Source organism: Alteromonas sp. CH_MED4-4 (assembly GCF_037029575.1).
Lineage (GTDB): Bacteria > Pseudomonadota > Gammaproteobacteria > Enterobacterales > Alteromonadaceae > Alteromonas > Alteromonas macleodii.
The window spans coordinates 116,869-138,329 of record NZ_JAYMEU010000012.1 but is presented as its reverse complement, the minus strand read 5'-3'; the positions used below and the strand labels follow the sequence as shown (position 1 = coordinate 138,329).

The 21,461-nt window shown below is 45.3% G+C and carries 17 protein-coding genes; 2 read left to right on the top strand and 15 right to left on the bottom strand.

Annotated features, from left to right (window positions below; all coding sequences use genetic code 11):
- Positions 1–95: 95 nt before the first annotated feature.
- The 7 genes from WA381_RS10570 to WA381_RS10540 all read right to left on the bottom strand — a co-directional run bounded on the left by WA381_RS10570 (position 96) and on the right by WA381_RS10540 (position 6,219).
- Positions 96–539, bottom strand: coding sequence for a helix-turn-helix domain-containing protein (locus WA381_RS10570; RefSeq protein WP_014950967.1), 444 nt, complete (start codon positions 537–539; stop codon positions 96–98).
- A 9-nt stretch (positions 540–548) separates the two neighbouring features.
- Positions 549–890: a DUF4258 domain-containing protein gene (locus tag WA381_RS10565; protein WP_061486677.1), complete on the bottom strand. Its 342-nt coding sequence runs from the start codon at positions 888–890 to the stop codon at positions 549–551.
- Positions 891–1,021: 131 nt separating this feature from the next.
- Positions 1,022–2,023, bottom strand: a complete 1,002-nt coding sequence (locus tag WA381_RS10560) for an ATP-grasp domain-containing protein (protein ID WP_014977571.1) — start codon at positions 2,021–2,023, stop codon at positions 1,022–1,024.
- A gap of 110 nt (positions 2,024–2,133) precedes the next feature.
- Positions 2,134–2,340 (bottom strand): hypothetical protein, encoded by a 207-nt coding sequence (locus tag WA381_RS10555; protein ID WP_014977570.1) that lies wholly within the window; start codon positions 2,338–2,340, stop codon positions 2,134–2,136.
- 47 nt (positions 2,341–2,387) lie between these two features.
- Positions 2,388–2,699: a helix-turn-helix domain-containing protein gene (locus tag WA381_RS10550; RefSeq protein WP_014950963.1), complete on the bottom strand. Its 312-nt coding sequence runs from the start codon at positions 2,697–2,699 to the stop codon at positions 2,388–2,390.
- On the bottom strand, positions 2,696–4,963 hold the full coding sequence (locus tag WA381_RS10545; protein ID WP_156087012.1) for a peptidase domain-containing ABC transporter: 2,268 nt from the start codon (positions 4,961–4,963) through the stop codon (positions 2,696–2,698). Before WA381_RS10545 ends, WA381_RS10550 begins: the two co-directional genes overlap by 4 nt.
- Positions 4,964–4,965: 2 nt before the next feature.
- Entirely contained in the window at positions 4,966–6,219 is a 1,254-nt protein-coding gene (locus WA381_RS10540; protein ID WP_014977568.1) for an HlyD family secretion protein, read from the bottom strand.
- A 418-nt stretch (positions 6,220–6,637) separates the two neighbouring features.
- Here WA381_RS10540 and WA381_RS10535 point away from each other — a divergent pair, with 418 nt between their 5' ends.
- On the top strand, positions 6,638–8,251 hold the full coding sequence (locus WA381_RS10535) for a hydroxymethylglutaryl-CoA reductase (RefSeq protein ID WP_156087010.1): 1,614 nt from the start codon (positions 6,638–6,640) through the stop codon (positions 8,249–8,251).
- A gap of 38 nt (positions 8,252–8,289) precedes the next feature.
- Here the strand turns inward: WA381_RS10535 and WA381_RS10530 are convergent, their stop codons facing one another.
- From WA381_RS10530 to WA381_RS10495, 8 genes are all read right to left on the bottom strand, one after another.
- Entirely contained in the window at positions 8,290–9,240 is a 951-nt protein-coding gene (locus WA381_RS10530; RefSeq protein ID WP_014977566.1) for a VWA domain-containing protein, read from the bottom strand.
- A complete protein-coding gene (locus WA381_RS10525; protein WP_014977565.1) occupies positions 9,240–10,298 on the bottom strand; it encodes a VWA domain-containing protein in 1,059 nt (352 codons plus the stop codon). The genes WA381_RS10530 and WA381_RS10525 overlap by 1 nt, the downstream gene beginning before the upstream one ends.
- A 15-nt stretch (positions 10,299–10,313) precedes the next feature.
- Entirely contained in the window at positions 10,314–11,084 is a 771-nt protein-coding gene (locus WA381_RS10520) for a MotA/TolQ/ExbB proton channel family protein (protein WP_014977564.1), read from the bottom strand.
- A 125-nt stretch (positions 11,085–11,209) separates the two neighbouring features.
- Entirely contained in the window at positions 11,210–13,192 is a 1,983-nt protein-coding gene (locus WA381_RS10515; RefSeq protein ID WP_156087008.1) for an SUMF1/EgtB/PvdO family nonheme iron enzyme, read from the bottom strand.
- A gap of 11 nt (positions 13,193–13,203) precedes the next feature.
- Positions 13,204–14,652, bottom strand: coding sequence for a hypothetical protein (locus tag WA381_RS10510; RefSeq protein WP_156087006.1), 1,449 nt, complete (start codon positions 14,650–14,652; stop codon positions 13,204–13,206).
- A gap of 77 nt (positions 14,653–14,729) precedes the next feature.
- Positions 14,730–15,986, bottom strand: a complete 1,257-nt coding sequence (locus tag WA381_RS10505) for a hypothetical protein (protein WP_014950954.1) — start codon at positions 15,984–15,986, stop codon at positions 14,730–14,732.
- A gap of 22 nt (positions 15,987–16,008) precedes the next feature.
- Positions 16,009–16,554 (bottom strand): hypothetical protein, encoded by a 546-nt coding sequence (locus tag WA381_RS10500; RefSeq protein ID WP_039233996.1) that lies wholly within the window; start codon positions 16,552–16,554, stop codon positions 16,009–16,011.
- A 237-nt stretch (positions 16,555–16,791) separates the two neighbouring features.
- Positions 16,792–20,127: an amidohydrolase family protein gene (locus tag WA381_RS10495; protein WP_156087005.1), complete on the bottom strand. Its 3,336-nt coding sequence runs from the start codon at positions 20,125–20,127 to the stop codon at positions 16,792–16,794.
- Positions 20,128–20,297: 170 nt separating this feature from the next.
- Between WA381_RS10495 and WA381_RS10490 the strand changes: the two genes are divergently transcribed.
- Positions 20,298–21,428, top strand: coding sequence for a PepSY-associated TM helix domain-containing protein (locus tag WA381_RS10490; protein WP_061486670.1), 1,131 nt, complete (start codon positions 20,298–20,300; stop codon positions 21,426–21,428).
- Positions 21,429–21,461 lie beyond the last annotated feature (33 nt).

The window sequence follows — 21,461 nt, the reverse complement described above, 5'->3', positions numbered from 1 at the left end:
GAGACTGATATCGGATTTTGAAGTCTTAAAACGATCGGTCAACCGATCAGGAAAATATTCTTAACTGATCGGCATTAGACGTTAAGTCGGCTTTTTTACCATTCTACTTTTTCCCAATGGTCTTCGACTTCTTCAAGACGAATTATTTTTGCAGCTTCTTCCGCTTGGGTATTTGCTAGTAAATCAAGAAAGTAACTTACGGGATTATTCTTCTCTTGGCTTTCCATGTATAAGGCTCTTAAGGCAGCATCTGTTGTCCGTGGAATTTTTGTTTGACCTTTCTCATAACGAGCAATGGTCTGTTCATCAACACCAAAACGATTCGCCAGCATTTTTTGAGAAACATTTAGTTCTACACGTAAGAATTTAAACTCATCATGAGCAAGAGGCTTGTTGGTATTAACAATTGTCTGTGCTATCGCACTATGAAGACCGTTCATATCGTCAATGCTTGTATATTCTTCACCGTCTACAACTTCAACGGTAACACCGTTTTTCAGGTATACATTTGATAACCCGCTTTCAGTGTAATGGTACATTTTACCCTCTCAACTTATCCATACAGTAATTAGAAATGACATTGGACTATCATGATGATTTTTAAGTGAAACAGTGAGTTCGATAACTTTGCCCGCAGCTAAACCTTTCAAATTAAATTTCCAGTCTCCAGAAATATCAAGATATGGCCCCTCTCTAAATACTGAGTGCTTACTTTTTAATAAAGTGATCACCTGACCTGTAGTGATTCCTCGCTCATGCATGCGCTGTTTAACATGTTTAGTCCACCGAATCCGGTGAGTATAGTTTTCTGCGAGGTCATTCATTATTTTTCTGGCAGTTTCCTCTGTAAGAGGGAATTCATTAATTCCTTGGGGATTGTGATTAGCCATGAATGCCTTTTGAAATTCATCCTATCATATTGATAGGTTGTTGGGGTATTGTCAATGATTGCGTAAAGGCTTCTAAACAATCGCAAATTTGTTTTGGAAACCCAATTAGCCTCTAAACGTCCTGCTTGCTACTACGAAGTCTTCACCAGCAGTGCTACCAATTTTTCTGTTATATCTAGACCGGTATCGTTCTCTACTTTTAGGAAGTAAGGGCTGGGGTTTGCCTCTAGAAAAAAGTATTTTCCCTTCGCACTTTTACGCCAGTCGATAGCACACCAGTGCATACCTAATGCTTTGCATATTTTGATAGCTAACTGCTTAACGTCGCTGGGGACTAGGATCACCGATACGCTCGCATTGTCGTCATTCCTGTAATCTAATTCACTTGAGTCGATTTGTACGCTGAGTACGTCATTGCCAAGCACATAGCTTCGTACATTCACGCCTGCAATATATTTTTGAAAGGTAACAGGGCGTTCACCTAAAAGCGCATTGAGTAACGGGCGCATGTTTGGTTGTTTATTCACAAACTGCGCAGTTCGACCGCCGCGTACGGGCTTGTAAATAACGTCTCGCATATTGTTACAAAACTGCGAAGCAACCTCGGGTGCATTGCCAACAAAGGTGTAGGGAATATGTGCTCCTAGTTTGCCAGCAATACGCGATTGATAAGGTTTACACTGGTGGCTTCGAACAGCGTCGATAGAGTTCACCCATTTAATGTCGCTATAGCTGAACCAGCAAAGTAGCGTACTTGCTCGCTCTTGCTCAACCCACCCTGCGTTTTCTAGCAAAGTAGATTCACCATCATGAGGTCTATCACCTTGTGTTTGAGCATCTGCACTGGCATCGTTTTTAGCATTATCACGAGGGGCTTTTAGCGGTATGCCAGGTAGGTACTCATGCCAATAAGCGGCCTGGGTATTCGAGAACGTAACTCTAGGTTGGTCGCAAAGTGAAGGCGAATTGAAATGAATTAGCCCGTCATCGAAGTCAGGGTCATAGCTGATCTTCCAAGTAGAACCAAAATGTTGCGTATTGGCGAAATAAAAGGGCGTGTTATTTTGGTGAAGTGCTTTGGCTATATGTTGAATTTGTGGGTCTTGCTCACTGCCTAGTAGTGCGACGTGCATTTGCGTTCCTTGCTAGCGTTTTAAGTGTTCATAGAATCTAGTAGTCCTTAAAGCAACACATGGGATACTGTCTAAACCGTATCCATGTGTTGACTTTGATAAGCGGTAAGTTACGACAAAATATCAGGTAGTTTGCCGCCGCCTTCACCAATAGCCATGGTTATGTAAACGGGCTCTTTAGGTGTTGGACCGACTACCGGCACACTTTCACTTAGGCGAGCTCGTAGGCCGCCGGATACCTCAAATAGCTGAGATTCAGCAACGGTAGCAAGCTTAGTATTCGCTGGTTGGTTCTGAGTTAATGGATGGTTTTTCATAATGTACGCTCCTTGTAGTGGCGTGGTGAGTAATGAAGTGGACACGCTTACAGCGAAGCCACTTCTTGGTAAAGGGTTCTAAAACAGCAGGCAATAAGCACAGAACGGTTGCTAATGTTGAGCTTTTTGTAAATGTTGGCGCAGTGAAATTTGACGGTCCTTTCACTGATGAATAGCTCTGAGGCAATAACCTTATTTGAGCGTCCTTCCATTATTTTGTGTGCAACTTGTAGTTCGCGTTTTGATAAACAGTCAATGGGGATAACGCTGTTCCGGGCGGTAATGCCGTTCGCATCTATTTGCATGCGTTCAGCTGCTGTCATCAATACTGCGGGTTCTCTGATTTCATGTGTTTTCATAGTGTTTCTCCGTGTTTACCTGATGTTGCGCTTCCTGTTACTTCAGTGGGAGGGCATAGATGTAAGTTGCCGTTTTCCAGACGATAAACCTTGTCTGCCATGGCAATTGATTGAGGCCGATGTGCCACAATAATTCGCGTCATATTTAGAGACTTAAGGTGATGATTTATCTGAGCCTCGTTTTCCATATCTAGGTGACTGCTTGCTTCGTCTAAAAATAAAATGTCTGGCTCTTGGTAAAGCGCTCTTGCTAGAAGCAGGCGCTGTTTTTGACCACCACTTAAGCTGCTACCCATATCACCGACCAAGGAGTGGTATTGCATAGGCATTTGCATGATTTCTTCATGGATACAGGCAAGCTGAGCGACGTAAACCATTTTCTTGAGATCGGGAGCTTCTTCAAAACAACAGATATTTTGCGCGATGGTGCCGCTTAAACAGGTATCCTCCTGAAGCACTGACGCGATGACTGGGTTTGTAGAGCTTGGGTGTTCGATATTGCCTTCTGAAACAGGGTACAGTCCCATCAGGCACTTAAGCATTGTGCTTTTTCCACAGCCGCTATCGCCTGTGATTGCGACGATCTCTCCGCTATGTACCGAGAACATTAGATTTTTAAACACCCACGCATTGGTTTCACTGTAGCGATAACTGAGCGCCGTCGCTTTAAGCGCTACAGGGCGAGTTTTGGCATCAAGAAGCGAGGGCGTACTTGCGCCATCAGGTGTTAAAACGTTAGGTGCAAGTGAGTTGGACGTGGATGAGTTGGGGACGTCTGCATTGCTAAAATGAACGTTTTGTTTTTCAAATGTATCGTCCTTAGTTTTTAACGACAGAGGCTTCTGCTGTGATGGTGTAAGTAAAATGTCGCTTAAGCGGTTGAAGTGAACACCTAACATACTAAGCTCAATCAGCTTGTTAACTACGCCATCTAATGCGCTGACAAAGCGAGCTTTGTACGCCATAAATGCCAGCAGCATCCCTATCGAAAGGGTTCCTTCCATAACCAGGCTGGCACCAATATACACAACGACCAAATTTTCAGCGCCAAACAATAGCTGATTGGTCAGTGCGCTGCCTATGTTGATTTTTCCAAGAGTGATGTCTTTGTTTAGCGTGGCGACAAGCTTGTTTTGCCACAGCCCGTGGCGCTGTACTTCTTGGCTGTATACGCGAATAGGTAGGATAGCGCGTACGCTTTCCATAAAGTGACTTTGTTCTAATGCTGCAAGCGCAATGCGTTCAGTTGTAAGACGTTTAATAAACGGCAGCAGTCCAAGACGAACGGCGAGGTAGGCAAACATGATCGCCACTACAACCAGAGTGAGTTTGGGCGAATATAAAATCATTACTGCTAGTGTGATCACTGCCATGAGCCCGTCTAACAGCGCAGTAACCAGGCCGGTGGTTAGGAACTCACGAATACTCGCCAGTGAGCCAAAGCGGGATACCACATCGCCAATATGTCGCTTGTCGAAGTAGTCCAAGGGAAGCGATAATAAGTGCTTAAATACCGACGCCGACATTTGAAGCTGAAGGCGAGACGACACCGACAGAATAACGAACTTTCTTATCCCGCTAGTAAAAGTTTCTATTATTAGTAGCAGGGCAAACCCTATTGCCAGCGCTTTCAGTAATGCATCGTTGTTGTAAATCAATACATCATCTACGACTGTTTGCATGTAATAGGGTGAAGCAAGTGCAAATAACTGCAACACAATCGATAACGCAAAAAGGGTTAGAAGATTGCGCTTAAACCCTGTTGTTCGAGTGAAGAATTGACTAAGACCCAAACGTGGCGCGGACTTCTTGGGACTAAATGTGTCGCTAGGCGTGACTTCAAGTGCAATACCGGTAATGTACTTCGACGCCTCAGAATAAGTGAGTTTTCTTTCTCCAAGCGCGGGGTCGTGAATGGTAAGGGTTTTTCCTTTCACTTTAGTTAACACAACAAAGTGATTCATGTTCCAATGTAGAATTGCAGGGCAAGATAATTGCGCTAAGTGCTCCATTTCTATCTTGATGGCGCGGGTTTGGAAACCCAAATCACTGGCAATGCGCATTACGTCTTTTAACGTAGTGCCTCGTAGCGACACAGACACAGTCTGACGTAGAGCATTTAGATCACGTTTATCAGAATAGTACTGCGCAATCATAGTCATACAAGCAAGTCCACACTCAGCTGCTTCGCTTTGCAGTACAACGGGCACACGCTTTTTTGTATAAAGGATTTGCGTTGAAAGTGGGTGTGTAATGTTCATCATGATTACAGCTTCCCAGTAATGCTATACAGTGGTTCCATTAACCACTCCATCAACGTACGTTGACTTAAATCTACGTCTGCAGAAAATGTCATCCCAGCTTTCAGTGAAATATTGTTTCCATAAGCCAATATTTCTTTTGTATTTAGCGTTGCAGTAACAAGATAAGCGGGTTCACTAATAGAAATAGGGATGTCGGTAAGCTCACCAGGTAGCACCAACGAAGGTGAAATGTTCACTATCTCGCCTGACTGCACACCAAATTTTTGATAAGGAAATGCGTCGTATCGAATATGCAGGGCTTGGCCTTTGCGTAAAAATCCAGCAGACCGCACGGGAACTGCAATACGCGCTTGAATGTCGGCATTTTTAGGCAGTAAGGTAAGAAGCGGGCGAGAGCTATCGATGGTATATCCCGCCTTTACTTGAAGGCCGGATATTACGCCATTGTGAGGCGCATAAATCGTTTCTTCTGCGTTACTCTTGTGACTTACTATTTGCTGCGTGAGATCGCTCAAGGTGTTCTCCACGTTTGCCATTTCATTGGCCTGCTGTTGAGGCAAAGTGGCAAGTTCATGGTGGAGAGCAGCGATATTCGCCTTTTCGTCATTTTGGTCTTTTTGGGCCAACGTAAGCTGTTGTTCGGCGGTCAATCTTTGTAGCGTATGGTTTTCATAGTCTGCTTGGCTAATGTGCCCTTGATTAAGTAAGGTTTGCGCTTTCTCCCACTGCTTTAGTGCTAGTGCCCACTGGGTTTGCGACAATTCAACGATGGCGTCTAAAGCCGTTAATGCCCGTTTGGCTTGGCTTAGTTGTTCTTCTAAGCCTTGTCGCTGCGCTCTATGCAACACATCAAGACGTTGAATACTTTGACGTGTTCGATGCTGCTTTGCTTCAAGCTCAGCGAGCAACTGCGTGCTAACTTTATTACCTGATGCATCGTCGCTACTGTAGTTGATCTTAATTAGCGGCGCGCCCTTACTCACTAATTGACCTTCACTGACCAATACATCAAGTACTTTGCCGCGCCTTGCATCGGCATAGAGCTTAAAAACGCCATGACTGGGTTCCAGCCATCCACTCACTGATGCCTTTCGTGCGTAGCTTCCCGTATTTAGATAAATAATCACTGCCAAAATCCAGACCACAAGCAGGCCAGCTATTGCAGAATAAACAGGTTTTGGGGTCATTAAAAAACGTCCATCAACAGCATTTGATTGCTCATCAATGACTTCCTTTCTAAACAGTCCTGTTCTCATCTCCATTCCTTTTTTGTTTATGCATTTGCGTTGCAGTGCTTATCTAACTTTGTTTGGGTCACGTTAAAGGTATCTGGCCGCCACTTCCGTTTAGGCTTTTTCTCCTTGGCATCACAGTCCTTGACGCCTCCGTTTTGTTACTACCAGATACCTTGTGGTCAACATTACTGCGGTGACGGTGTTCACTTTAGGTGGGTTGGGAACTTGATGAATTACTGCTAAGGTCTATATTTCAGTAGCACACGGTTTCACTGGTGTTGGCGCATTTTTGAAAGCGGCTGGCTCAAATTTAGAAGTGATTCAGACACAAATAATTGCCAGTAAAATACAAAGAAGTCATAGAGCTGTATAAAGAATGTGCTATAAAAAACAAAGGAATATGAAAATAACACGGTAAAAACACACAGAAGGAAGCCTCATGTTTGTGCCCGGCATACTTTTAAAGCAACTCTATACACGCGCAAGTCTTACGAAGACAGATAAAGGCTTATCTTTTTCTCTGAAAAACAGATTGAAAGACGCAACCATTAAAGAAGTAAAGTGGATATCTCTTGATGGCGAAAAAATTCCAGAGCATAAAATTTCACTCCAGTTAACTCCCGACTCCACTATTTCCGTTCTTGATGGCGAAAAAATTCCAGAGCATAAAATTTCACTCCAGTTAACTCCCGACTCCACTATTTCCGTAGAAGCATTAAATAAATCAGACGGAGAGCCCTTTGGCTTGCGTCAAACCATTACCGTGCATTTAGATATTGATGAAGCGCCGTGCCCAGAAAAGCGAAAACTGGGTATTTGCTTTTCTGCTTCGCCTTTTGGAAAGCTTAAATTTGAAGTGGAAGACAATATTACTGCGCCAGGACAACGCAGCGCTTTTATTCCTCGTGACGACATGGATGACTACGGCGAAAGTATTATAAAAACACGCCAAGAATATTTCGAAAGCGCCACCGGAAAGAAAATTGATCACGTAGGTAAGTACTCAATCGACCCACAAGCGCTTAAGGGGAATATTGAGCATTTTATTGGCGTGGCGCAGGTTCCTATTGGTATTGCAGGGCCGTTGAAGATAAACGGAGAGCATGCACAAGGGGAGTTTGTCGTGCCGTTAGCGACTACCGAAGGTACGCTGGTGGCATCGTACAACCGAGGCATGAAGCTGCTTAACATGAGCGGTGGCGTAACGGCAACGGTCGTCGACGATGCTATGCAGCGAGCCCCTGTATTTATTTTTGAAAATGCACGAGGTGCCAGAGATTTCGTTAAATGGATTAAAGCAAACTTTGAAAAGATTAAGGAAGAAGCAGAAGCGACCTCAAGTATTGCTAAGCTGACGTATATCGACCATTTCCTATCGAACAAATTTGCGTTTTTGCGTTTTAACTTTAAGACCGGTGACGCAGCGGGTCAAAACATGGTTGGCCGTGCTACCTTCGCAGCATGCGGGTGGATACTTGATCATTATGAGGGGATAGAGAATTTCTACCTTGAGTCTAACTTTGCTACAGACAAAAAGGCCTCTCAAATAAATATTATGCGTACCCGTGGTAAACGGGTGACAGCTGAAGCCACTATTAAACGCGAACATTTATTAGAAGTAATGCGCGTAGACCCCAAACAGATAGATTATCACGGCCGTGTAGCTGGCGTAGGATCTTTCTTGTCTGGTGTGAATAACACGGGTCTGCATTCACCAAACGGTATTACTGCTATGTTTATCGCCACAGGGCAGGATGTTGCAAACGTATCTGAATCGTCGGCGGCAATGATGTATTCAGAATTAACAGACGACGGTGACCTGTACGTGTCTATTACCATTCCATCGCTCATCGTAGCGACGTATGGCGGTGGTACAGGAATAGGTACACAGCGCGAGTGCTTAGAGTTGCTGGATTGCTACGGGCGAGATCGCGTGTATAAATTTGCAGAAATTGTGGCGTCTGTGGTGTTGGCTGGAGAGATATCACTAGCATCAGCCATTAGTTCGTCAGACTGGGTGTCGTCACACGAACAGTATGGCCGAAACAGATAAAACCTTGGCCAACGAGGCGATTCATCGGCCAATAGAGACTAAAAATATTGGCCGATGAAAGCGCCGCGGTTTCGCTTCGCCACCGCCTGCATAAATGCACTGAAGCGCTGTGCGTTTCCATTACTTCGGCTAAAGCCTACGCCGTGTATACGAATAACAGGCTGTCCATTGGCACCCTGGTTAGCTTGGGTAATCTGACTTACAATCTGATCTAAATTCGGCCTTTGATAATCATCACCAAACACGTAAAGACTCACGCGCCCCTTGGTGTTTTTATACAGCTTGATGGCTTTAAGGATCCCCGCTTCAGGCTGACTCGCCCCTCCTTTAAAGCTCTTCATTTGGCTCATTGCGGTATCTCTCATTGTTTGTCTGTCATCTAGCCATTGCCCAGCTCTACTGGAAAACATAAAGCTTCCGTCAGCAGACATAATCTGAAAACCTTTCATTTTAGGATGGTTTTTTAAAATGTCGTTTACGATGGTGATCACGCGATTCCAACCACTGCCAGAGGACATGGAACCCGAGTTATCGATAGCAAAAATAACGTACTCAGCATCGGTGGGAATTCCACCAACATCATCGTCAGGGGTATCTGTCGGATTCGGCGTATTTAACATAGCGGTTGCTTGGCGTATTTCGTTACGCAGCGACGAAGCTTTGTCTTTCAGTTGATTAATGGTTTGTTGTGCGCGTGGTATCGATGAGTCTAAATTGTCTTTCTGTTCCGTGACGGAAGCCGTTTTGCTTTGTGCTGCTTTCAGTTCTTGTTGCTTATCTGACAGTGCGCCTTTGAGCGTTTCCACATCAACTTGAGCCTGTAATACCTGGTCAATAAGAACGCTTACGTTACTAGGGCCGCGCTCGGTGTCTTCAGTACCGTTTTTGGCCAGAAGCACCAGCATAACTACGGCGCCGAAAGCACAGGAAATTATGTCGAGAAAGGCAATGTTGAATACCTCAACGGGGGCTCGTTGAATTTTGCGCATTAAGGCCACTCCGGAGCAGGTGATAGGAAAGTGCCGCTTGTTGCGCGGGTCCATTCCCAGTACATAGGTGAAGCAAAAGGATCGCCCTCAATGGGCAGCAAAATCACATTGTAATGCACGCCTTTCTTAGCGCGCTTAACGGTTTCAACAAATAAGGTCTTACGGCAATCTGATGAAATTGACTTTTTACTACTAATGAAGCTTTTGCAGCTCATAGGTAGTCCGTCACCCAAGGTAGGAAGGCCATCGGTGACAATATACACATCGGTGATGTTTGGGTTAGCTTTAAATAAAATGCTTAAACCTTCTTGAAGATTTGTTCCTCCATTGGGGACGACAGCACCGAGGTCTTTAACTATTGCGTTCATCGAACCGCTGACTTTGGCACTATTTACATCACGAAGGCCTAGTGTGGTAGCGGTGTCTGAAAAAGTCACTACGGTGACTCTTGATTCTAAAGGGACTCGCGCGAGCATCCATTGGGCTACCCGTTTGGTGCGTATCCACTTCGGCGTAGAGACCTTCTGGCTATCACTCAACGCTAACTTGCCTAAAATATCCACCAAGTTGTCGCCCATCATTGACGCACTTTTGTCAATTAGCAGACCTATTTCCGGGCCCTCTATTTTCATGCCAGTGATGTAGTTCTGTTCGCCGGTACCTTGCATTTGAATGTTGGCTGACTTTTCTACTTCTTTAGACAATGCGGCTAGCTGGTTTTCAAGATCAGCCACTACTGCCATTTCTGTAGAGATATCTTGCAGTAGTTTTGACTGGTCTTGCGTTGTATCTGCTTGCGCTTGCTGAGCATCGTCTTGCTTCGCTGACTCAAGGGCAATTTTATCGTTTAATTCGTCAATCGACTTTTTGAGTTTTTGTTGTTCTTGCTCTGCGGCGGCGAGTTCCTGCTCTAATTTTTCTTTCTCTTCAGTTGGTGTAGGTGTAAACGCTTTAAAGTCGACCAGAATGAAAATAAGAATAACCGCGCCAAGGCCACAGGCCATAACGTCTAAAAACGCCAGGTTAAATCCGTCTTCGGCTTTACGCACTTTAGGCATTACTGTCTCGCCTAATTAGTTGTGAAGGTGTGACAGAAGGTGGTGTTCACAAGACTCTTGTGTGCGAATTACCATAGTGTCTTGGCGACCATTTAACAGGTGCATTAACAACATTAATATAAGCGATATAAAAAGCGCGACGAGCGTAGAGTTGAACGCAACGCCCAGCGAAGCCGTCATTCCCGCGATATCACCATCTAGGGCTGCGTCTGCTTGCGCAAGGGCTGCGCCAATACCGCGAACAGTGCCAACGAAACCAATCGAAGGAATAGCCCAGATTATGTAGCGAATCACGTTATTACCACTTTCAAGCTGGGCAGCAATATTTTCTACCGAAGCGTGGATTGCATCGGCAGCATGCTGCACGTTCTGTGTGTTTTTAAAGCGTCTAATGCAGTTTATCCACGTGCTGTATGCGGGGGTGTCGCTATAAGATGAAGACGAAAGCTCATCTAACGCTTTATCTACATTTAGTGGCGTATCTTTGTTGTGCTCAGGCAGTAAGTCTCGTGAGTAAATCTCTTCTTCATCCAGCAGCTTCCAAAGTTTGTAAACCATTAGGAAAATGCAAAACAGCATCAGCGAGATACAAACCTGTTGCTCGATATCTTTAAGAATAACCCAGAAAGAGGATAGGGACGCTGTGCCAGCCGTTGCCATGACTTTTTCGGCCGCGGGGCGAATGACACCGGCAAATAGGAAATGTACCAAGGCAAATATAAATAGAAAGACCCCGCCACTTACAAGAAAGCTGGGGTTCATTGACAACGTATTCTCTTTATTCATCATCATTCCTTGATAGTTAAATGTTAGTTGGAAAGTCTTGCGGCGAATCTAACGATACAAAGTACGCACTTGCGGTGCCCGCAATGGCCAACAATACTGCAGCAATGATCAGTTTCTTTTTCATATTAATTCTCGTACCTCGCTATGCGAAAGCCTATATCGTCAGCAGGTTCAGTCTCACCGCTGCGCACGCTTGCGCGAATATTTTTAAGCCGACCCGTTTGAAACGACGCGCCTTTTACTACGTGTTTACCTTGTCCAACAGGGCCTAGGTAGTCGGCAAAAGTACCAGACTGGTTTGATGGTGAATTCTGGTAAACATCGTGGACCCACTCACGCACATTGCCATCTAAATCGTAGAATCCACCACGTTCAGCTTTGAACGAACCAACAGGGGCTTTGTCGACAAATCCGTCATCGTAGTCTTTTAAAATGAAGGTCTGTTTCCCACTTAGCGATGCATCAGCGAAGTTACCTTGTTTATCGCGAAGCCTAAACTGATTACCCCAAACAAAGATTGTTGGTGATGCTCGGCGATTCATTTTTGCAACGAATTCCCACTCGGCTTCCGTAGGTAAACGATAGCCTTTCGAGGTTTTATCAATACCAGTTACTCTGCCATTTTGAACAACATAAAACGGTGTTAAACCTTCCTTCTCGCTTAGCCAATTTGTAAACGCAACCGCATCACTCCACGAAACATTCGTGATCGGTAGCTTGCTGCTAGCGCCTTTCCCTGCGAACGCGGCGAACTGCGCCTGAGTAATCTCGTGATTAGACATCCAGAATTTACGCGAAAAAGATACGTCTCTTTGTGTTTCATTGCGCTGGCGATCCTTTTCGTTTGCAGGAGAGCCCATAGTGAAGGCCTTGGGTGTAACAAGCGAAAGTTGAATACCCAGTGTATTTGCAAAAAGCGGCTTACCTTCACGCCGTCTTGCTTCAAACTCTGTAAGCATATCAGCGTGTACTTTCACCGGCTTGTTTGCACTAGGTGTAATAGTCTTGGTTACACTGCGATATCCTTCACGTTTGAATGTTACTGTGTGCGGTAAAGCTTGAAGCGTTAAATTAAGCGGCGTTTGACCTTTAGACGAACCGTCGATGAAAACTTTTGCACTTAACGACGCGCTTATATTCACTTGTCCTCGCTCTTCTTGAAGGTTGAACGTAAGCGCTTTGTTCTCGCCGGGAGCTAGCGTGATCCGCTGGCTTTGTGAAGTAAATCCGGTTTTTTCATACTTGACGATATGTGGCGTATTCGCATCCACACGAGATCTTGTATCAGTCGGTTTATTATTTACTGTAAGTACGCCGCCCTGAGGGTCTGTCGAAACTGTTATCTGTGCTTGAAGGGGTTGAAGGTTATAGTTTCTTGTCGGGTTAGGGCGTTGGCTAGTGACTTCAATGGTGTCTTCCAATGGCTCTAGCCCTGACTTCGTCACGACAATTTCGTACTTACCGCCATTCATATTAATAGAAAGTGGCGTGACACCCATATCTTTACCGTCAAGGGAGACATTGGCACCAGAAGGGCTTGAGTTTATGCTAATTGCGCCCTTAACTGGAGAAAGTGAAATAACTTGTTCAATTTCCTGCGCGATATCTGCGTCAAATTGGATCTCACCCGTTTCATAATGCGGATGACTGGCGCTCGCTCTGTAGCTGCCCTTTTTTAATTCCGTTACGTAGGTTCTCGATACCGCTACTTTCTCAGCGTTTAAATGCCAGGTTATTTCACTCAACGAAGGGGAGGTTGATAGGGTGACTTTTGCCGGTAAAGGAACGAGCGTAACATTAATAGTGCTTGGCGAGTTGTTGTTAATAACAACCGTGGCGTCTTGATATTTTGGGGCCGAAACCTGGACTTTGGCATGGCTACCAAACACGTAAAGCTTGTCACTGATGAACATCGCACTACCACTTAAAACAACAAATTGCGGATTTTGTGCTGCACGTTCTGGGGAAACTGCAAAGGCATAACCTTTGGTAAGAAACAGCCAGCCAAAATAAACAACGAGAACGGCGGCCAGTCCTATTAATGAAGCTATAGCAACGCCTTTTCTTCGCTTCTTTCCTTTGGCTATGGCGTCATCAATACTGCTCACTAGATAGGTCCTTATACTTTTTCAGTACATACAACATGTACTGATAGGTTGGTGTCTGACGGTGAAACTACAATCTCTTGAATGGTTGAGCGATAACCCTCGCGGCTCCCTTCAATGCGATATGTACCAGGTTTCAGCTGAATGGTTTTTGTTTTTACTTCCCCCACGAGGCCTACTCCAAGTACCTTAATATAGGTATCGTTATCCGACGTTATTGTTACGGAACGGGGCTGATTGATATTGTCGATCACTTGCTCAAGTGAAGATATTTGGGCACGCAGTTTTGCGCTCTTTTCTGCATGTGAACCTGCTCGCGCAATGTCTTTAAGGGCTAGATTTCTGACGTTGTTATCCGATAAACGTTCTGGCCGCCTTTGGTAAGCGCTCAAGCTTTTTTCTGCATCGAGTATGGCTTCGGCATTTTGTTTTGCCTCAAGTAAAGCAGGGCTGGCTGGAAAGCTAGCGAGGCCTTTATTAGCTAGCAGCTTTACGGTTTGCCATTCATCTGCGCTGACAAACAAGGCGACTTGATTTTCAATTTTCTGCTGCTCTTGTGAAGCAATTAAAGACGCGAGCTTTTTACTAATGGTGGCAAGCTCACTGCTTGAAGCTTTTAGACTTTTGGCGTCATTGAGGAATTCTGCGGCAGCAGGGTAGTCACCTTGCTCGATAGCTCGATTTGCCTGAGCTAGCAGCGTATCAAATCGGCTGTCTTGCAATTGCCGGTTAATAGCATCAAGTGCTTGCTGTGCGTCTTTACGGGCAGGATCTAACTGTACTATTTTTGCGTACGCTTCGCGCTGTTTGCTGATGTTGTTTTCGACCTTACCAATGCGTGCCTGCTCGTAGGCGTCTTGCACCTCGTCAAATACATCAATGCGTTGCTGCAAAATGTTCGCTTTTTCGAAATCAGGGTTTATCGTTAACGACGTTTTGTTTAGGTTAAACGCGCTTGAAATATTCCCGTTATTGAAGGCAAGGAGGGCATCTTCATAAGGTTGAGTGTAGGCGTTTTCGTAGTCAGTATTTATTGTGTCAACTGAGCTCTTTATATCATCTAGTGCATTCATAACTGCGCTGTAGTTGGACGCGCCATATTCATTAAACGCGCTATTCAACTTGCGCTCAACTTCACTCGCTTTTTCTAGGAACATCTGGGAGTGTGAAACGCGACTAACCAAGTCGTTTACACTTTGTTTTGACTCGCTAAGCGCCATTTGAAGGGCTTTTCGTTCTTCTTCATTAACTTCCACAACGGGTGTGGATTTTGCGGTTTGGGGTACTGCTGTTGTGTCATCCGTGACGTCCGTAACGTTCGATGTGACAGTTGGCATATATGAGATAAGGAGCACGCCTGCGACGCCTATCAACATGACCAGTGAAAAACCGAGCAGTGACTTTTTTATGAGTGCCTTTTTCTTTGCTCTGCTTTGCTCTATTTGTTGCTCAACGCTTGGCATGCGTAACCCTTTACTCTCTAACTTAACAATAGAATAGATATCTTATTTAATGGTTTTGATAGCACCAACGACTGGGCTTATAGCGCAGTCATTGGTGTGGATTCCATGTCATAGATATCTTTAAGGCGAGCGCGAAGCTGGTAGTATTGTTCGCTTGCTGTGCCTTGAAGCTCAATTCGTTGATTGTCTATTTCAACAATTTGATCGGCTACCTGAATATCAAGGTTTTGACCCATTTCATCGAATAGATCCCGTTGGGCGTGAAGCTCTTTGTTAGTTTTGATTGCTTCGCTCAGTGTACCAATTGCGGCAATACCAGCACCTGCAGCGGCTACTTGACCAGCCGTTGAGCTAGAGTTAGAGCCTAAAAGCACTGACGCGACTGCGAATAACCCTGCCGTGACTTGTTGTGTGGTGCGCTCTGCTTCAAGTTCTCTGATTTTCTTGGCTTCAGGAAGTGTCTCTTTCTGGTACTTACGGTATGGCTCTTCAGTGGTTACCCAAAAAGAATCATAGGTTTCTTGAAGGCTATCTATAAATTGTTCATCTTTTGCCTGTATGGCGCGCACGCGACGAAGCATTGGATCGCTATCTGAAGGCGCACTTACTAGCTCAATCTCACCTCTTCTGCCTTGAGTAAGGTATTGGCTAAACGACTCAGGGCTATACATTTGTGCGTAGCGCAGGTCTGACACCATTTGCACTTCTTGCTTGTAGGCATCGGATTTCTTTATAAGCAAATCATAAACGAATTTTGCAATTTGCTCGAAAACTGGGCCGTTAGGGTTTTCGCCGCGAGACATGGCATCGCGATACCAGCCTTCACTTACGCGGTATTCAAATTCTTCTTCACCCCACACTGTGTTTTTAGCGTCCATCACTTTCACGCCAATTTCTACAGTTTCAGTATCTGAGTAATTAATTTTGCCCAGCACGTAAACATCGGCAAGTGCAGAAGCATCTGGCGTTACGTTAATGCTGCCGAAAGATTTGGTTTCACCTAGGGCTTCTTTGGTTGCTATCGCAAAGCGGTTAGCTTCTAAGCGACGCACTTGAGGCCAAATCCCTTCCTCTTCTATTTCATCGTAATCGATAGTGCCATCACGTTCTGTTGGAAAGCCCGGGTCAAATACAGGTATGGCAACATCCATGTAAATTTCGGAGTTGTAGTTGTAGGTATTTTTTTGTGCGCCTAACGCCTGACCGCCTCCTGGGCCTACCATAGATGGTCCTACACTGGTGACATTAGTCTGCGTTGAGCCACATCCGCTCAAGAGTATAAACGATGCTGTTGCGACCACGGTAAACAGGGCCTTGGGTTTAAATGAAGACATATCCTTTCCTTCCTCTGATTTTTTATTTACAACCGTATTGCTCTTTTAATGCTTGGAAATGCGCCTTTTCAGACTCAGTTGTTGCTCCTTGCAAGCCGGCAATTACGGCGTCACATACCGCTGAACTTCCACCTTTCGCTTGTCCTCCAACAGACTGTTTTGAAGGATCTGAACTTGAAGTGGTTGTTTGTGTATTCGTCGATGATTCTTGAGACTCAGTGCTGCTTTGTGAGCTAGACTGCCCAGCGCCTGCCCCCGAAGATGATGTGCTCGAGGTATTACCCGCACCAGCGCCTTGCCCTGTACCTTGACCCGCCGCGCTAGCTACGCTTTGTGCGCTCGATTGCGCCGCTGCGTTCATGCATTCTTCGCTTTGGTTTAGCGCGCCAAATAAGGAGTCGTCTAACGCTTGTATTTTCTCCGCTTCTGTCATCGTAGATAGATCTTGTTCGCCAAAATCGAGAACAGCGCAATCTTGATAATAGGTAGGGGCTTCGCTCGTTTGAGCGCCAGCTGAAGCAAAAATGAGTGCGTTAAGCAGTAATGCTAGTGGCAAATAATACTGCATGGCGAATAAGTCCTTTTAATCTGATTTGGGGTGGTTCATATATTACCCTCCATCCTTAACGCAGTTATACCACTCTTTTACTTAAGACTAAACTCAGTTTTAAACATGCACAGGTAAGTTTTCATATTCAGAAAATAAAAAGCCGACGAAACAGGAAGCTTTCGTCGGCTTTAGCGTTGGGTTAATTAAGGCCTACTAGTTTATGTTATTTATTACTACAGGCCTTTGGACGCAGAATTAATGCTCCCAATGATAGTGGTGCGCTTTCGCTTCCACATCATCTGCCGTTTGTTGCGGCATAAAGGTGGCATTGTCTTGTTCAAAGAAGAACGGTTTGCGTTTTTTCTTACTGCCCACTTCGTTCATGGTGGCCGACTCGTATACGCGTCCATTTAGTACAGTGTATTCTACGAATTCACTCTTTCTAATGTCACTTAATACGTCGCCATCAATCACCACTAGGTCAGCAAGTTTACCTTTTTCGATACTGCCAAGATCTTTGCCCATACCTAGGTGTTTCGCGCCATCAATAGTACCGCCGCGTAGCGCTTCCCAAGACGTAAAGCCGCCTTGTTCCATGATCCACAGCTCCCAGTGAGCAGCTAAGCCTTCACGTTGTCCGTGAGCGCCAATATGTACACTGACCCCATTATCTCGAAGCTCTTTGGCGTAGCTTGCTACGTTTTGGTGGTTGTACTGATTTTCTGGCGCAGTAGGTCTGCGGATCGCACGGCTATCTAGAATCGTCGACGGGGTATAGCGAAGAAGACGCGGGTTCTTCCAGACTTCAGTTTTGTCGTACCAGTACTCTTCACCCATCATGCCGCCGTACGACACAACAAAGGTCGGCGTGTAGCCAAACTCTGTGGCTTTCCATAGTTGAGTGACGTCGCTGTAGCCTTTTTCCACAGGAATGCTGTGCTCAAGACCCGTATGGCCATCTACCAACATAGTCAGATTCTGCTGAAGCTTACCGCCTCCTTCAGGCACTACCATCATCTCTTGATTTTTTGCTGCCCACAGCACTTGCTGACGCTGGTCACGACGCGGCTGATTGTAGCTTTTCACTGAAATAGCACCGGCTTCTTTCAAGCGCTCTACGTGGAAATAGGCATCTTCATAATTGTTGATAATCGCTTTGTAACCTAGTCCTTCTGCACCGTATAAAATCGTGCCGGTGGAGTAGATACGTGGCGCAACAATATCGCCTTTACGCTGTAATTCTGCCGCAGCAAAAATTTCTGTCGTGTCGTTTGAAGGATCATGAATGGTTGTTACGCCGAACGACACATTCGAGTACTGACTCCAGTTTTGCTGAGGAATAATCTCATTGCGGCCCTGCGAGCCGTGAGCGTGCGCATCAACAAGCCCTGGGATAATGGTTTTACCCGTTGTGTCTATTTTCATTGCATCATCAGGAATGGTCACATCGCCACGTTTACCCACTGCTTCAATGCGGTTGTCTTTAATCAGCACAACGCCATCTTCAATCACCTCTTGGGTGTTGTCGGCATCGCGCATGGTTACCACTTTACCGCCAACCAAAGCTTTGTAACCAAATGGCTTGTCAGCTTTAGTGGTAAACGACAAATCCATACCTTCAGCTACCGGCTCAGGCAGCGTTTCCGCTGCGCCATCAACAAAGGCAAAGGCTTCATCAAGTGAACGGCTAAATAGCGTAGGGCCGTTAAACCAACTAAGGGTTTTGTTGTCAGGCGACCACGTTAAGTATTCACCTGCACGGCTCGAAAGCTGCGTTACCGGCAGTGAGGTCATGTTCGGGCCTATGGTAATGCGCTTGCCATTTTCGACAAACGGCGCCACGTACGTTTTGAACTGGTAAACAAACGCAACCCATTTCTTATCGTGTGAAAGTTTGTACTCACTTACTTTATCTGCACCGTAAAGGTGAGTTCGCTTGTCGTTACCCTTAAGGTTAACGCTTGAAAGCTGGGTTTCGTAGTAAGCTTCTCCACCCGCTGATTCGGTGAAATACACTCGGTCATCGTTACCCGCGAAATGCGCGTTGTAGCCGCCTTCAGATACTTTTTCTACGGTGTCTTCTTCAAGGTCTGCTACGTAAATTCCTGGCTCAACCGAGTATTTGGGGTCTAGTAAGTAGCCGCCCGTAAACTTGCGGAAGACGACTTTCTCGCCATCGGCAGAGAACGACGGCTCAATGTAGTGACCTGGCTGCTGGGTAATAACCTTTCCTTTCCCGCCACGAGCAGAAACCACGCGAACGGTGCCTAGGTCTTGGTCATTCCATGTCGTATAAACAATCGACTTTCCGTCGTTAGAGAAGCGCGGATAGTATTCGTCATGGTCGTTTTGTTTCGTTAAACGCTTAATTTTGCCAGATTTAACGTCGCGCACATAAAGTTTACCTAACGCTTGGAAGAGTACGGATTTACCGTTGGGCGACATTTGAGACCAGCGGATCATGCGAACGTCAAATTCATCAGGTGCGACATCTACGTCAAAACGTAACGCATCGGCAAATTTCACCGTGCCTTCAACGGTCACGTCCATGGTGCTGGTGGTTTTATCTTTCACGTTGATAGTGTGGAACTTACCGCCTGTCCAATATACGATTTCGCTGCTGTCTGGCATCCAGTCGAAGTAGGCAAAGTATCCTTCCGAGCCAAAGCCTTCTTGCATGTCTCGCTCTAGTTCCAACGTCAGTGGTGTTTCTACGCCTGTCTTGATGTCTTTAATGAAAAGCGCGGTTCTATCTTTAACGCGACGCACAAATGCGATGTATTTACCGTCAGGTGAAGGCGTGGGAACCACAGCGCCGCCCGTACCGCTAATATAGCGGCTCTCTTCGCCGGTTTCTCGGTCGTAGCGAGTGATGGCAAAAATGCCCTCTAACGGGTCGCGGTTATATTCAAAGCGGGCGCCCGGAACCGTATTTTCGGTAAAATAGATATACTTGCCATCATGAGAGAATACAGGGTCAGCAATGTTTTGTTGGTCGCGCTTTCCGCTGTTGCGGGCTTTAATTTGTAGGCCGTCACCACCTGATTTGTGGTACATCCAAATCTCGCCAGCCGGAATACTGCGGCTCGACATAATGCCTTTGGTAACCACTAGGTATTCGCCGTCTGGGCTCCATTTAGGAGAGTGGATAAGATTGCTTTTCTCTTTGGTTACCTGACGAAGATTACTGCCGTCAATGTCCATAACCCATACGTTACTTAACCCATCTTTATCCGAGATAAATGCGATGTGTTTACCGTCTGGAGAAATTGAAGGGTGAATATTCCATGCGAAGTCTTGGGTCAGCGGGGTCGCATCGCCACCACTCATGCTCACTTTGTACAAGTCGCCCAGCATGTCAAAAACCATAAACTCGCCGTTTGGTGCAACGTCTAAGCTAGACCACGTGGTTTCGTTTGTTTTGATAGTAACTTCGTTTAATGCATAAGGTGGGTTGCTGACTTCCCACGTTTCAAGCTCGGATTCTGTTTTTTCTTCACTGTCGTTTTGGGCGTATAAAGTAGGTGCGACGCCCAAGCCTAGGGCGCTTACTAGCGTGATGGCCAGTAAACTTTTCTTTGTCGTTATCATAATTGTGTTTCCAACCGCTTGTTATTTATTTTCTGTCTACATCAGAGTACATGACTTAACATGAAGATACGTACTCTTGAATTGTAAAACTAAGGTTAATCTTACTGCAAAGTAGGCTAGATTCATTTAGCTTATGCGATTGTAAGCACGATTTTAGCGTTTAACTTTCATTGACCAATTTTCGAGAATCGTTACTATTCGCGTTTATTTCGCAATTTGTGAGCGCTGTTTTGAAACTTTGGGTACGACGACTGCACCTTCTATTAGCGCTGGTATGTGGGTTATTTATTATTTGCCTTAGCATCACCGGTGCATTGCTAATTTATGCAAAGGATATCCAAACCTTTGTCCAACCAGAGAAGTGGACCATAGAATCTCACGAATCGCCCTTACCCCTTTCTTACATAGTGAATGCGCTGGAAGACGAGACGGGTCAGAAAGTCGAGCTTTTAATGCCCGAGTCAGACCCTGAACTCGCTTGGCAAGGGAAGCTCAACAATGGCGAATACGTAAGCGTAAACCCCAACTCTGCCGAAATACTTCATAGATACGATTATTACAGCACGTTTTATGGGTTCACCATGGCTATCCATCGATGGCTGTTGTATCAAGATGGTGACAACGAAAGGCCACTTAGAAATTGGGTGTCTGTTAGTGCCTTAGTTCTACTTCTTGAAGTAATTGTGGGTTTTTACCTTTGGGTAAAGCCAAAAAATAGAATAAAACGCCTTGCGATTAAACGCCGCGCCAAGTTTCGAATTCTCATGTATCAACTTCATACAGTGCTGGGCGTTTATTTGGCTATACCACTAATACTCATCGCTTTTAGCGGCATGGCGTTTAATTGGAAAAACGCTACGCAGCAGGTGGTGGAAACCGTTACTTTTTCAAAAGTTGAGAAAAGGCCAGTACCTGAACCGTTATCCCACGATGCTAGTAGTGCTTCAGTGGCTATCGATACATCTTATCAAAACGCCATAGCGGTGTTTCCCAATGCGTCACTATTTCGCATTTACTTTCCAAAAAATTCAGGCGAACACATAGGTTTCAGAATGCAAAACCCCGGCGAGTCTCACGCCTACAGCTGGGTTTGGACAAACCCTCAAAATGGAGAAATAACGGGTTATTACGATGCATCAAAAGCGAACGTAGCGACGCAGGTTTGGAGCTTCAAATACAAGTTTCACATTGGTGATTTCGCGGGCCCATTGCTTGAATTTATCTGGTTATTTATCGCATTACTCCCTGCGTTTTTTACGATAACAGGATTTTACTTTTGGTATAAACGTCACTTTAGATAATGAGAATAATTTTCATTAGCTTTACATTGTGCA